Source organism: Oleiphilus sp. HI0128, assembly GCF_001635365.1.
The window spans coordinates 1-13,744 of record NZ_LWGG01000177.1 but is presented as its reverse complement, the minus strand read 5'-3'; the positions used below and the strand labels follow the sequence as shown (position 1 = coordinate 13,744).

Here is a 13,744-nt window from a genome sequence, read left to right as displayed (position 1 = left end):
CCGTGGCACTGCTTATACTTCTTGCCCGAGCCACATGGGCAAGGCTCATTACGCCCTACTTTACGGCCTTCTCGCGTCACAGGGGCCTGCTTTTCTTCAGCCGCCGGAGCCGAGCCACCTTCACTACCGGCTGCATTGGCATCTGCATGTTCAGTCTTTGCCCGGCCCAATTGCTGTTCTAGCTCTTGCTGTCTGCGTCGCTCTAGCTCTTCAGCCTCGTCTTGAGTCTGAATCTTCACGTGACTGGTCACACGTACCACGTCATTTTTCAAATTGCCCAGCATCGATTCAAATAGAACAAATGCTTCTCGCTTGTATTCCTGCTTAGGGTTTTTCTGAGCGTAGCTGCGTAGATGGATACCCTGACGTAATGCATCCATTGATGCCAAGTGCTCCTTCCAAAGCGTATCAAGAATATGTAGAAACACTTGTTTCTCGAAGTTACGCATAGACTGCGCACCCGCCGTCTCTTCTTTCTCTTTGTAAACTTTAACGATCTCTTCAATAATCTTGGTTCGCAAGGTTTCTTCGTGCAAGCTATCGTCACTATCCAACCATTCTTGTACGGGGAGTTTAACCGCAAACTCTGAGTCAAGATGGCTTTCAAGCCCGGCGATATCCCACTGCTCGTCTAGGCTTTGCGGTGGAATAAAGCGACTGATCGTATCATCAACAACTTCTTCGCGAATCGCTGCAACGATATCTGAAATATCATCAGACTCCATCACCGAGTTACGCTGCTCATAAATCACACTACGCTGATCGTTCGCCACATCATCGTATTCCAGTAAGGACTTACGAATATCAAAGTTACGGCCTTCTACTTTACGCTGAGCCTTTTCAATCGCATTACTCACCATCTTGTGCTCGATGGCCTCACCTTTGTCCATACCCAAGGCTTGCATGATGTTACGTACACGATCCGAGGCAAACAGACGCATCAAGTTATCTTCTAAAGACAAGAAGAAACGGGTACTACCTGGGTCACCCTGACGGCCAGATCGTCCACGAAGCTGGTTATCGATTCGACGAGACTCGTGACGTTCGGTACCCAAAATATGCAACCCGCCTGCCTCAAGTACGGCTTTATTTCGTACTTCCCAGTCAGCTTTGATTTTAGCGATCTTGTCATCACTTGGGTCTTTCAATGCTTTAATTTCAGCTTCCCAATTACCACCCAGAACAATATCCGTGCCACGACCAGCCATGTTCGTCGCAATGGTTACAACACCCGGCAAACCGGCTTGCGCAACGATCTGAGCTTCTTGAGCATGCTGCTTCGCATTCAATACACTGTGCTTAATGCCTGCTTTCTTAAGTAATGCAGACAAAAATTCAGATGATTCAATAGATGCAGTACCCACTAGTATCGGGCGCTTTTGCGCAACCACAGCTTTTACTTCATCAATGATCGCTTGGTATTTTTCTTCCTGCGTCAGATAGATCAGGTCGTTATGATCAATTCGCTGAATCTCTTTGTTTGTCGGAATAACGACAACATCCAAACCATAAATTTGCTGGAACTCGAATGCTTCGGTATCCGCCGTACCCGTCATACCAGCCAGTTTCGAATAAATTCGGAAGAAGTTCTGGAAGGTGGTTGAAGCCAAAGTCTGGCTTTCAGCCTGAATTGCAACATTCTCTTTAGCTTCTATCGCCTGGTGCAAACCTTCGCCCCAACGACGACCAGCCATGGTTCGGCCGGTATGTTCATCGATAATAACAATTTGCTTATTCTGAACGATATAATCGACATCTTTCACATATAGGTAATGCGCACGCAAAGCGGCATAGACGTGGTGCAGTATGTTCAGGTTAGTCGCAGCGTAAAGGCTATCGCCCTCTTCCAGCACGCCATGCTCAATTAAGAGTCCTTCAAGATAGGTATGACCCGCTTCAGTCAAATCGACATTTTTCGATTTTTCATCAATTGTGAAGTGACCGTCATCAATAGGCTTATCGTCTTCACCTACCTCCGCTTTCTTCAGCATCGGTACCAAAGCATTAATCTGCTTATAACGCTTGGAACTGTCCTCAACTGCGCCAGATATAACCAAAGGCGTACGCGCTTCATCAATCAGGATCGAATCAACTTCATCGACAATCGCAAAGTTCAGACCACGCTGATACTTACCTTCAAGATTGAAGGCCATATTGTCACGCAAGTAATCGAAACCAAACTCGTTATTAGTACCATAGGTGATGTCTGACTGGTAAGCTGCTCTCTTTTCATCTGGCTGCTGGCCACCATAGACAACACCAACACTTAAGCCCAAAAAGTTATAGAGTGGCTCCATCCATTTGGAGTCACGCTTTGCAAGGTAGTCGTTCACGGTCACAACGTGCACACCCTTACCTTCCAGAGCATTAAGGTATACAGCCAAGGTTGCTACCAGCGTTTTACCTTCACCAGTTCTCATCTCTGATATTCGACCTTCGTGCAGCGTCATACCACCAATCAACTGAACATCGAAATGACGCATAGATAAGACACGCTTACCAGCCTCACGACACACTGCAAAAGCTTCAGGCAAAATCTGATCCAGGCTCTCACCCTCACCAACTCGCTTCTTAAACTCTGCACTTTTAGCTTTTAAGCTTTCATCATCTAGTTTGGAAAGATCCTCTTCCAAAGCGTTTATCTTCGTGACGACCTTTCTCATTCTCTTGAGTTCGCGCTTGTTCTTACTACCAAAAATCTTGGTCATTGCTGATGAAAACATAATGATCTTCTATATTCGTATCTTGTTAATTGAGAGCTCTGCAGACAGAGCGCTATTCTATAGAATGCGCCCGCACATTGATTTCTAATGGTCACGTTCGGCGTGATAAGCCAAAGATGAAACAGCGATCCCTGATTATTGTTGAAAAAATAAGTTCAAGTCTACAGTGAATTGAAACCAGGCTCAAAGGCTAAAATGGGTATGAGATGAAGTAATACAAGGGCAGAGAAGAGAAAAACAAAAGAAAAGTCGATAAATAGCGAAATGGGTCAGGTTTTTGGAGGTTGAGGCTCTAGTTAACTAAAAGCTTTACCTTTAAATATTGTGAATACTCGATAAGGCTTCGGCGACAGCGAGTGAAGTCTTACTATGCTACCTGTGCGGTAGTAAATATAAACAGGCAATGCGCCCCATTCACCTAAAACTTCTAAGCTGCCTATGCGGCAGTGAACAGTAGTTTAACGCGAAAAAAATTAGCTACAACAATAAGTAAGGTTAATTTGGTCCAAAACATCAAAAAAACCACCTACGTTGTAACTTACTGATTTTATTAATTTGTTAAAGAGCAGAAAATTTTCGTATTTTCAATTAAAAACTAAGAATCAACCCAGTCTTCAACCCGCAAACCCACAACACGACAAAATTCACGAGTATTATTTGTCACAACAATACTTCCCGCCGCCATCGCATGACCTGCAATGGCTATATCGTTTGCTCCGATAGGTGTGCCCAGTTCACTCAATTGCTTTTTAACCAACGCAGAACAATCTACTGCTTTTTCATCCCAAGGGAGGATAGCATCAAGCCTAGTGATGAATTGATCAATCCACTGATTGACCTTTGGAGATGCTTTTCGACTAATTGCACCGTAGCGCATTTCAGAATAGGTAATTGCAGAAATAACAATCCAATGCTTTTCTGACACGGTTTGTAGCTTCTTAAGCACCACAACAGGGTGCTCTCGCATGATAAAGCTGCAGATACAGGTATCCAGCATATACGTTTGTTTCATTTAAAACCGTCCTTGGTCTTCAATCACATCTTCACGTTCAATCAGAAAATCGTCATCCGCTTTCTCAGTATCGGCTAAAGACAACCAGCTGGGCTTGGAAGGGCGAAGAATAATGGTATCGCCTTCCTTTACGATTTCCAGGTCACTCACTCCTTCATACTCCATGTCTTTAGGAAGACGAACCGCCTGATTCTTGCCATTCTTAAAGATAGATACGGTTCTCATAAGTACTCTCCTCTCGATAACAGCTACTGCTTAAGTATCAGGCTACACCCAGCACAAGCATATGTAAAGCATATGCCGATTTAAACCCGCCTAATTCGACGGGTTTAAAACCAGGGGACGGTTGCGTTTTTTGAGAGGCCAAACTGATTAAAGCTCCCTGAGACAGGCTCATTCATTACCGGGCCAAACTCAATAAAACGTCTGTGCTTTTCCCCATTAGAACCACCGACTAACTCAACATATGGGTTATCTAGGCTTTGGTTAAACATTTTGGCTTTATACTGCTTGATATTTCTGACTGGAGGCGCTATCAGTTGCAAGTGCGAGCTGACCCAGCCACCATCAAAAAAGCTAAGGTATTCTTCAAGCTCTCCGGAAGTAAAGCAAGGTTGAAATTGATCACTAGGACGATGGCATTTTTCATTGCTGTCATAGAGATCTAGGTTTTGAGGAACAGCGCTTCGGTATTCGGTGATCCATTTCTGAGCGCTAGTACGGGAGATACCGAATTGCTCTATCAGTTTCCGCGTCGTTAGCTTGCCTTCCCATTGCAATAACACTTCAATAAACTGAAACTTTACCCTTGCATCAACGCTGACGTCCATGATCAACACACCTATCTATATAAACTTAGTTAGCTCGGTGATACTAATACCGGGTTCCTGTAGCTAAGCACTACTAACGACGATGAATATACTTCTTGGGGTTAATGACTTTGCCGTTTTTGCGTACTTCATAGTGCACGTGAGGGCCGGTTGAGCGGCCGGTGCTGCCCATTGATGCGAGCACTTGGCCTTTGTCGACAATATCGCCTACTTTTGCTTTGAGTTCTTTACAGTGAGCATAGCGGGTTGTGAAGCCTCCACCATGGTTGACTTCAACTAAGTTACCGTAACCGTAGCGGTCACCTGAGTATGTAACGACGCCCGAGGCAACGGCGATGATGTCACTATCTTCCTTACCTGCGAAGTCTACTCCGGCATGCCAGGCACGCTTTCCTGAAAAAGGGTCTGTTCGGTAGCCATAGGCTGAGGACATCCATCCCCAGGTAATGGGGCGGCCGGCAATAAATAATTCTTCTTGGGTTTTGCGGCTAACAAACAGCGCGTCAATCACTTCTAGCTGCTGCTCACTATCAGTAAGTTGTCGGTCAATCTGATCAAGACTTTCAACAATGCCTGGCAGCACGTAAGACTCGCCCAGCTTTGCATCGGTGGGGCCACCTAGCGCAGGGCTCGCACTGAAGTCAAATTCGCCATTCTTTAGCTTCGCTACTTCTGTCAGTCTTTGACCAAGCGCATCAAGGCGTAACAGTCTGGCCTGCATATCACCCATTCTTAAGGTTAGCGCATCAACCTTTTCCTGAGCTGCTCGCTTAATCCTGGTCACTTGTTTCTTTTGTGCGTTGATATCTTGCTGCCAACCAACAATTATTTCTTTATCTAAAGTCGACTCGGCTTCTCCGGCCACCCAGGTCTGTAGACGGTAGCCCGAAAACACTAGTACGGCCATGAGAAAAACAAATAGCGCACCAACAATGACGAGCTGCTTATTTCCTAACTGATAAGTTTTAGACTTTCCGTGGTTTCGACCAACAAAAATAATATTCATAGCTTTTCTTATATCGTTCTTTTAGCATATCCCTATTCCATGATGTCATTCCATGACTCAATTTGCGCTAGTTTGACCAAGCATCAAGCTCTTTGCAAGCGCTAGTCGCTTTGCTCTTGAGCCTTGTCACGCCGAACTTAGCAAAGCCAATTTAGCCTGTCACACTTTTAAGTTTATGAGACAACCAAAGCAGCAAAAGTTTGCCCCTAAAATCAGCTTGAAAAGACTGAGTGCGAAATCAAACAATCTTCAGTCTCTGATTAAACAGGCCGCCAGCCGAAAGTCGCTGGAAGTTCTGTTTGACGAAACCTTGCCAAGCGCTTTTAAAGGCAAGTTTCAAATAAACGCCTTTAGCCAAGGCAGGCTCACCCTCACCTGCTCGTCTGCAGCGCTCATGACCAAATTCCGTTTCTCTCAAGAGCAGGTGATATCTATGCTCAATGCAAAAATTCACCCAGAGAGAATAGAGCAGATCAAAATCAAAGTGCGACCCAAAGGGGCATTTTCAAACAAAGCACCCATTGATACGCCAAGTACACCTAAACACTTAAGCAAAAAAAATGCCCAGATTCTAAGAGAAGAAGCTGAGCATACTGATGATTTGAAACTAAAAAAGATTTTACTTCAGTTAGCCAGACATACTGATTAGCAGATTAGTATCAATATATCCGGCTCGCTGGTTTTCTCTTATGCAGCCACTTAAGCAGCTAACACTGGCTTCATATATGAAATTGGAGCTGTACTTGCGTCTTCGAAAGTATTCACTTCCCAAGCATCGGTTTCCTTGATGAGTTTTCGCAGCAACTTGTTGTTCAAGTCATGACCAGACTTGTAACCTTTAAACTCACCAATCAAGCTATTGCCCAATAAGTATAAGTCGCCGATAGCATCCAAAATTTTGTGTTTTACGAACTCATCGTCATAACGCAAACCATCTTCGTTCAAGACCTTGTAGTCATCAACAACAATTGCGTTATCGAAACTACCGCCTTGAGCTAGATTCATTGCTTGCAAACGTTCAAAGTCACGCATAAAACCAAAAGTCCGGGCACGGCTTACTTCTTTTACAAACGAGGTGCTCGAGAAATCAATCGCCGCATCTTGAGTACCCTGATGAAAAACAGGGTGATCAAAGTCAATTGAAAAGCCAACTTTGAAGCCATTAAAAGGCACAAACGTCGCTTTCTTACCGTCTTCTTCGATCGTCACTTCTTTGGTGATGCGAATAAACTTCTTAGCCGCTTCTTGCTCTTCAATTCCCGCAGACTGGATTAGAAAAACAAAAGGACCAGCACTACCATCCATAATGGGTACTTCTTCAGCACTTAACTCAACACGGCAGTTATCAATACCTAAACCAGCCATGGCTGAAAGCAAATGCTCTACAGTCGCTACTTTAACGCCGTCTTTAACAAGCGTTGTTGAAAGCAAAGTCTCACCTACGTTTTCCGCACGCGCTTCTATCTCCACAGCTGGAGACAAATCGGTACGACAAAACACAATCCCTGAGTCGATCGGTGCAGGCATAAGCGTTAAATACACCTTTTTACCTGAATGAAGACCCACTCCAGTGGCTCGAATTGTATTCTTTAATGTGCGCTGTTTAATCATATTTTGATTTCTATCAACCTTTATAAATTGCTGAACTGGTCAAAAAACAGGCGCATAATAACAGAATGCGCCGAATTTCCCAACTAAAACGTTCAACTATTCATCAAGATGTAATATTAGGCGCGGATAATTAATCCGCTTGACGCCTCAAAAATGCTGGTATATCCAAGTAATCAACACTTGGAGCCGCATCAGTTTTGCTCGTATCAACCGCAGCATTACCTACGCGGTCAACGCTTGGACGACGGCGACTTACAGCTGGGCGCTCCAATTCACCGTAATCTAGCGTACCGTCCTTTTTAGTCGGCGTATTGTCAACAACCTTAACCGGCTTATCCATTGCAGCTGACAAACCTGTTGCAACAACTGTTACTTTTAGTTCATCTGTCATCTCAGGATCGATAACCGTACCTACAACAACTGTTGCTGAGTCTGAAGCAAATTCTTCTACAATATTACCCACTTCCGAGAACTCACCCAAGTTCAAGTCAACACCCGCAGTAATGTTAACCAAGATACCACGCGCACCCTGAAGGTTAATGTCTTCTAGCAGCGGGCTTCTAATCGCAGCCTCTGCAGCTTCCTTAGCTCGCTCTTCACCCGATGCTGAACCGGTACCCATCATAGCCATGCCCATTTCAGACATAACTGTTTTTACGTCTGCAAAGTCAACGTTGATCATACCTGGGCGGATAATTAGATCCGCAATACCTTGAACAGCCCCTTGAAGTACGTCATTCGCTGCACCAAATGCATCAAGCAAGGTCGTATTTTTACCTAAAACTGATAGCAGTTTTTCATTTGGAATCGTGATCAAGGAATCAACATTCTCAGCCAGTTCCTGCAAACCTGCTTCAGCGATTTTCATACGCTTGCCGCCTTCAAAAGGAAAAGGCTTAGTCACAACAGCAACCGTCAAAATACCTAATTCACGCGCTACTTCAGCCACAATCGGTGCTCCACCCGTACCTGTACCGCCGCCCATACCGGCAGTAATAAATACCATGTCAGCACCCTTTAGGGTTTCCGCAATGCGCTCTTTATCTTCTAAAGCCGCTTGACGTCCAATCTCAGGATTCGCGCCTGCACCAAGGCCTTTAGTAATTGTGCTACCCAATTGGATAACTGCTTTGTTTTCTAGATCTTTTAGAGCTTGTGAGTCTGTATTTGCACAAATAAACTCTACACCGTCTACATCGCCAGATAGCATGTGGCGCACTGCGTTACCACCGCCACCGCCGACACCAACGACTTTTATTACTGCGTTTTGTGAAACATTCTCTACGAGTTCAAACATCACTCTTTCTCCTAATATTATATTTTCAATCTGCTAGTTGCTGCTTTGTATTGTTGGTTTTTGTAGGCAATTTTTAGAAGTTGCCGGTAAACCATGTTTTTATTTTTTCCATAAAACTTTCGCCTCCCTCAGACCTCATCATCGGCTCACTATCCGTTGTCCTCTGCTTCAGTCCATACATCAATAAACCAACGCCCGTTGCATACATCGGATTATTGACGACATCCGCCAAACCAGATACACCCTGCGGGGATGCTAATCTGACAGGCATATGGAATATCTCTTCTGCTAACTCAACAACGCCTTCCATCTTTGACGTCCCGCCCGTTAACACAATCCCGGCGGCAATTACATCTTCAAAGCCACTTCTACGTAACTCTGACTGTATCAAGGTAAATAACTCTTCATAGCGAGGTTCAACCACCTCAGCCAATGCCTGCCGAGACAAGTCTCGTGGTGGGCGATCCCCAACACTAGGCACTTTTATGGTTTCTTCTGCACCGGCCAATTGCGTCAAGGCACAGGCATATTTAATCTTTATCTCTTCCGCGTTTTGTGTCGGTGTACGCAGTGCCATGGCAATATCATTCGTCACCTGGTCGCCCGCTATCGGGATTACTGCGGTATGACGAATCGCACCACCGGTAAATATTGCGATGTCGGTTGTTCCACCACCAATATCCACAACACAGACACCTAACTCTTTCTCATCGTCAGTGAGCACCGCATAGCTTGAAGCCAACTGCTCTAAAATAATGTCATCAACGTCCAGATCACACTTCTGCACACACTTTTCTATATTCTGAGCTGCGTTAACCGCACAGGTCACCAAGTGCACCTTTGCTTCTAGACGCACACCAGACATACCCAAAGGCTCTTTAATGCCTTCCTGGCTATCAATCACAAACTCCTGAGGGAGAATGTGCAGCACTTTCTGGTCTGCTGGTATTGCCACAGCCTGTGCAGCATCGATAACACGATCAATATCGGCCTGAACAACTTCTCGATCTCGAACCGCAACAATGCCGTGCGAATTCATACTGCGAATATGGCTCCCGGCTATTCCTGCATAGACAGAGTGAATCTGGCACCCTGCCATCAGCTCAGCCTCTTCGACAGCTCGTTGAATTGCGTTAACTGTTGACTCAATATTGACAACAACCCCTCTCTTTAAGCCACGAGAAGGGTGCGAACCGATACCAACTATTTCGATCTGTCCTTCACTATTCTTCTTGCCAACAATTGCAACAATTTTGGAGGTTCCAATATCCAACCCCACGGTAAATTCATTTTCTAATGAGCCAGCCATTCTGGTGTTCCCACGTTACTTTTGTACCAACTTTGCTTTCGCGAAGCCTAAGGCCATCCGATGCCCGGCTCACAAACACATTCCTAATTCTTACTTTTTACCGGATCGCCACTTGATCGCTACACCGTTCGGGTAGCGAGCGTCGATTCGGCTAATATTCGCCACGTCAATATTTGCTCTGGAGCTGAAAACCTTACCAACTCGTTCCAGCTTGGCTTCAAGGTTCTGCTGCCCTTCGCGATCTTGTAGCTTAATTTCACCCATTGCGACCGCCACACCATTACTCAAGGTCATATTCCAGACATTTCTAGGTTTCAATTCCAGCGCTCTAATAGCCAAGCCATACTCTTTAAGGCCTTGCTGTAGTACTCCGAGCGTTGAATACATCATATTTTTCTTCGACGCACTGAACTGCTCACTGCCGATCAGTTGCGGTAAAACCAATAAATCACTTCTTAGTTCAGCAGGCTTAAAGACAACACCTTCTGCATTGAGCAACGCTCCGTCATTCCACTGACTCACCGCAACTTGTTCATTTATTAGCAGCTTGATTTCGCCCGGCCAGACTCTACTCACAGTCGCACTGTTAACCCAGGCCAAGCCCTCTACTCGTGTTTGAACGTCTTTTAAGTCAGTCGCTATAAATCCGGCGCCGACTAAACCACTCAACGCTTGTGTCACTTCACTTTCGTTCAGATAAGAAAACGCGCCTGTTACCTTGATCGATGAGATAGGGTGGTCAACTACTTGTATCAGACTGTCTCTTTTAGTCAGTAATACAAGTAGCGCTAAACAAATTAGCGTCACAGTTAGAACACGCTTGAGCACCAAAACAGTCTCTTCACGTACAGCGTTTCCTTCTGCCAACTGAGCGCCCTGCCCCATTACATGAATTGCAGCATTATGTGCCATCTAACTATCCCCTTTATCATTATTATTGTTCTTGCTTAAGCGCTTGTTTGTCACTGCTGACTTCAGTATTTCCAGTAGCAAATCATCAAACTCTAAACCTGAAGCTTTCGCGGCCATAGGAACCAGACTATGGCTGGTCATTCCTGGTATGGTGTTAACTTCTAACAACCAAAAGCGCCCTTTGCTATCGCGCATTACATCGACACGCCCCCAGCCAGAACAGCCTAAGGCACTAAATGCTCTTTCCGCCAAATTCCCCAGACTCTGCTCTTCTTCATCAGATAAGCCTGAGGGTAATAAATATTGTGTAGAATCTGACTCGTACTTCGCTTCATAGTCATAAAAGGTATGGCTGGTTTTTAAGCCAATTACCGGTAATGGCGAACCATTCAACAAGCCAACTGTATATTCATCACCTTCTATCCACTGCTCCAAAAGCACTTGCTCATCCATTTCCAGAGCCTTACTTACTGCGGCTTCCAGCTGTGTCTGATTATTTACTTTAAACACACCAATCGATGACCCTTCACGAGAAGGTTTAACTGCCAACGGGAAACCCATCAATGAAACCAGGCGGGTGAGCATTTCCGGGTTCAACTTCTCTACATAACTAAACTTAGGTGTCGGTAAATTCATCCCCTGCCAAAGGTACTTAGTTCGTGTCTTATCCATGCCAATGGCAGAGCCCATTACACCACTACCGGAGTACGGAATATTCAGGGTCTCTAAAACACCCTGTATCGTGCCATCTTCACCACCACGTCCATGAAGCGCTAAGAATGCCCGGTCAAAAGGCATGTGTTTGACCAGGTCTTCAATCTCTCCACCAAAATCCAGTTTGAAGGCATCAACACCTTTACGCAGCAAGCCATCCAGGACAGCCTGACCACTTTTCAGAGACACCTCGCGCTCCGCCGAGGTTCCTCCCATAATAACGGCAACTTTACCTAGCTTGTCCGCCACTGAACTCATGAACAAGCCTCCAACAACTCGCCATCTTCCGACAAACGAATAGCTATCTGACCGACGCTACCCGCCCCCTGAGTAAGTAATAAGTCGCCGTCTTGAAGCACTGTGGACAAAAGTTTTTCCAGGTTCGGCACTACCTCATCTACCTGGTGACCACCATCGATATAAATTGGCTCAGCACCACCACGCTGACGAATACTGCGGCACAATGCGCGACTATCAGCACTTGGAATTGGTGTCTCGCCAGCGGGGTAAACTTCCATCAAGAGCAACACATCCACCTTGGCGAGAACTTTTACGAAGTCCTCATATAGGTCACTGGTACGGCTATAACGATGCGGTTGAAAAACCATGACCAATCGTTTGTCTGGCCAACCCGCACGAATCGCCTGGAGTGTCGCTTCCACCTCACTTGGGTGATGCCCGTAATCATCAACCAACATAACTTTTGAAGCGCTCTTCGCTTCAGTATCTTGTCGTTGAACAGCGTAGTCGCCATACACCTGAAAACGACGCCCTACCCCTTGGAAACTTTCCAAGGCTCTTTGAATTGCGGCATCTTCAACACCCTCATCACTCGCCACAGTGATAGCAGCCAGTGCATTCAGAACATTATGATGCCCCGGCATTTGTAGCGTGATATCCAGGTCATTCATACCCGCCGGTCTCTGTACGGTAAAGCGATTGTGCATACCGTCTTGGCGAATATTATGCGCCCGATAATCCGCACTTTCTGACACACCATAAGTAAGGACGGCACGTGATACCTGAGGCATTATTTCTTCTACTACTGGGTCGTCTACACACATCACCGCAGCACCGTAAAACGGCAGGTTATGAAGGAAGTCTACAAAGGTCTGTTTAAGCTTTGAGAAGTCGCCACCATAGGTATGCATATGATCCGCTTCGATATTTGTAACCACTGAAATCATCGGTGTAAGGTGCAAGAATGACGCATCACTCTCATCTGCTTCAGCAACCAGGTATCGAGACCCACCCAGACTTGCATTGGTACCCGCGCTATTTAAGCGACCACCGATCACATACGTAGGGTCTAAACCTGCCTCGGCGAGTACCGATGCAATCAAACTGGTTGTAGTTGTTTTGCCATGCGTTCCCNCAATCGCGATACCGTGACGATAACGCATTATTTCAGCCAGCATTTCTGCTCGCGGAACAATTGGCGTACGGTGCTCTCTGGCTGCAGCCACTTCCGGGTTGTTTTCATCAATCGCAGAAGAAACCACTACTACATCGGCTTGTGCGACATTTTCCGCATCATGCCCAAAATAGATTTTCACTCCTAATGAAGCGAGTCGTTTTGTCACTGCTGACTCATTTAAATCTGAACCCGAGATTTGGTAACCCTGGTTACGTAGCACTTCTGCAATTCCGCACATGCCCGCGCCACCAATACCTACGAAATGGATCAGACTGATACGGCGCATCTCTGGAATTTCACTCAATACCATGCTTCCTGCATGCTTTAGTACACTCGCATTTGGTTTATCAGGCATAGCAGACTCTCCTACATTCACTGGCTACATTCTCTGTTGCGTCTGCTTTGGCTAATTTTCTTGCTGCCTCGGACAAAATCGATATTCTCTCGGGTTTACTAAATAAAGGAGCCAAGACCTCACTCAAGGTCGACTCGCTCAAATCCTGTTGGTCTAATAACCATGCCGCACCGCCCTTGGTCATATACTGGGCATTGAGCGTTTGGTGGTCATCGACCGCATGAGGATAAGGGATGAGGATCGCTCCCAAGCCCGCCACACATAGTTCAGATATGGTTAAAGCACCGGCTCGACAGATCACAAAGTCAGCCCAGCGATAGGCTGCGGCCATATCATCAATAAACTCACTTACCTGAGCTTTGACACCATACTTTTCATAACTTGCAGCCACGCCTTCGGACTTATTACGCCCTGTCTGGTGCCAAATTTCCGGTCTAATTTCTGCCCCCAAAGAGCTCATCGCACCAGGGAGCACTTCGTTTAGTCTGGCAGCTCCAAGGCTCCCACCCAACACCAGCACTCTGATCGGCCCAGATTTCGAAACACTGTCTTTGCTTG

Annotated in this window: 13 protein-coding genes; 1 reads left to right on the top strand and 12 read right to left on the bottom strand. The window is 45.8% G+C overall.

The features are described from left to right. From secA to A3763_RS02335, 5 genes are all read right to left on the bottom strand, one after another. Nucleotides 1-2,723 (bottom strand): preprotein translocase subunit SecA (gene secA / locus A3763_RS02355; protein ID WP_068759854.1); only part of this gene is annotated, 2,723 nt, incomplete at its 3' end. Nucleotides 2,724-3,318: 595 nt separating this feature from the next. Continuing rightward, nucleotides 3,319-3,735: a type II toxin-antitoxin system VapC family toxin gene (locus A3763_RS02350; RefSeq protein WP_068553783.1), complete on the bottom strand. Its 417-nt coding sequence runs from the start codon at nt 3,733-3,735 to the stop codon at nt 3,319-3,321. Next, nucleotides 3,736-3,960 carry a type II toxin-antitoxin system VapB family antitoxin gene (vapB, locus tag A3763_RS02345; protein ID WP_068553782.1) on the bottom strand — a complete coding sequence of 75 codons (225 nt, stop codon included), beginning with the start codon at nt 3,958-3,960 and terminating at the stop codon, nt 3,736-3,738. Nucleotides 3,961-4,064: 104 nt separating this feature from the next. Beyond that, nucleotides 4,065-4,565: a type I-F CRISPR-associated endoribonuclease Cas6/Csy4 gene (gene cas6f, locus A3763_RS02340; RefSeq protein WP_068633059.1), complete on the bottom strand. Its 501-nt coding sequence runs from the start codon at nt 4,563-4,565 to the stop codon at nt 4,065-4,067. A 73-nt stretch (nt 4,566-4,638) separates the two neighbouring features. Then, entirely contained in the window at nt 4,639-5,571 is a 933-nt protein-coding gene (locus A3763_RS02335; RefSeq protein WP_068516356.1) for a M23 family metallopeptidase, read from the bottom strand. 217 nt (nt 5,572-5,788) lie between these two features. Here A3763_RS02335 and A3763_RS02330 point away from each other — a divergent pair, with 217 nt between their 5' ends. Continuing rightward, nucleotides 5,789-6,220 (top strand): DciA family protein, encoded by a 432-nt coding sequence (locus A3763_RS02330; RefSeq protein ID WP_197482701.1) that lies wholly within the window; start codon nt 5,789-5,791, stop codon nt 6,218-6,220. 50 nt (nt 6,221-6,270) lie between these two features. Here the strand turns inward: A3763_RS02330 and lpxC are convergent, their stop codons facing one another. The 7 genes from lpxC to A3763_RS02295 all read right to left on the bottom strand — a co-directional run. Then, nucleotides 6,271-7,182, bottom strand: coding sequence for a UDP-3-O-acyl-N-acetylglucosamine deacetylase (lpxC, locus tag A3763_RS02325; RefSeq protein WP_068512462.1), 912 nt, complete (start codon nt 7,180-7,182; stop codon nt 6,271-6,273). 130 nt (nt 7,183-7,312) lie between these two features. Next, on the bottom strand, nt 7,313-8,479 hold the full coding sequence (ftsZ, locus tag A3763_RS02320) for a cell division protein FtsZ (RefSeq protein ID WP_068516357.1): 1,167 nt from the start codon (nt 8,477-8,479) through the stop codon (nt 7,313-7,315). Between the two features lie 73 nt (nt 8,480-8,552). Continuing rightward, nucleotides 8,553-9,788, bottom strand: a complete 1,236-nt coding sequence (ftsA, locus tag A3763_RS02315) for a cell division protein FtsA (protein WP_068516361.1) — start codon at nt 9,786-9,788, stop codon at nt 8,553-8,555. A 90-nt stretch (nt 9,789-9,878) separates the two neighbouring features. Beyond that, on the bottom strand, nt 9,879-10,700 hold the full coding sequence (locus tag A3763_RS02310; RefSeq protein WP_068515626.1) for a cell division protein FtsQ/DivIB: 822 nt from the start codon (nt 10,698-10,700) through the stop codon (nt 9,879-9,881). Continuing rightward, nucleotides 10,701-11,672 carry a D-alanine--D-alanine ligase gene (locus A3763_RS02305; protein ID WP_068516364.1) on the bottom strand — a complete coding sequence of 324 codons (972 nt, stop codon included), beginning with the start codon at nt 11,670-11,672 and terminating at the stop codon, nt 10,701-10,703. Beyond that, a complete protein-coding gene (gene murC / locus A3763_RS02300; protein WP_082880344.1) occupies nt 11,669-13,186 on the bottom strand; it encodes a UDP-N-acetylmuramate--L-alanine ligase in 1,518 nt (505 codons plus the stop codon). Before murC ends, A3763_RS02305 begins: the two co-directional genes overlap by 4 nt. After that, the coding region (locus tag A3763_RS02295; RefSeq protein WP_304440774.1) for a glycosyltransferase at nt 13,179-13,744 on the bottom strand (566 nt) is incomplete at its 5' end. The genes A3763_RS02295 and murC, both read right to left, overlap by 8 nt.

What these genes read in the sequence shown, in the direction of transcription:
- ftsA (WP_068516361.1), bottom strand. Translation starts at nt 9,788, where the DNA reads ATGGCTGGCTCATTAGAAAATGAATTTACCGTGGGGTTGGATATTGGA.
- vapB (WP_068553782.1), bottom strand. Translation starts at nt 3,960, where the DNA reads ATGAGAACCGTATCTATCTTTAAGAATGGCAAGAATCAGGCGGTTCGT.
- cas6f (WP_068633059.1), bottom strand. Translation starts at nt 4,565, where the DNA reads ATGGACGTCAGCGTTGATGCAAGGGTAAAGTTTCAGTTTATTGAAGTG.
- lpxC (WP_068512462.1), bottom strand. Translation starts at nt 7,182, where the DNA reads ATGATTAAACAGCGCACATTAAAGAATACAATTCGAGCCACTGGAGTG.
- A3763_RS02350 (WP_068553783.1), bottom strand. Translation starts at nt 3,735, where the DNA reads ATGAAACAAACGTATATGCTGGATACCTGTATCTGCAGCTTTATCATG.
- A3763_RS02335 (WP_068516356.1), bottom strand. Translation starts at nt 5,571, where the DNA reads ATGAATATTATTTTTGTTGGTCGAAACCACGGAAAGTCTAAAACTTAT.
- ftsZ (WP_068516357.1), bottom strand. Translation starts at nt 8,479, where the DNA reads ATGTTTGAACTCGTAGAGAATGTTTCACAAAACGCAGTAATAAAAGTC.
- A3763_RS02305 (WP_068516364.1), bottom strand. Translation starts at nt 11,672, where the DNA reads ATGAGTTCAGTGGCGGACAAGCTAGGTAAAGTTGCCGTTATTATGGGA.
- A3763_RS02310 (WP_068515626.1), bottom strand. Translation starts at nt 10,700, where the DNA reads ATGGCACATAATGCTGCAATTCATGTAATGGGGCAGGGCGCTCAGTTG.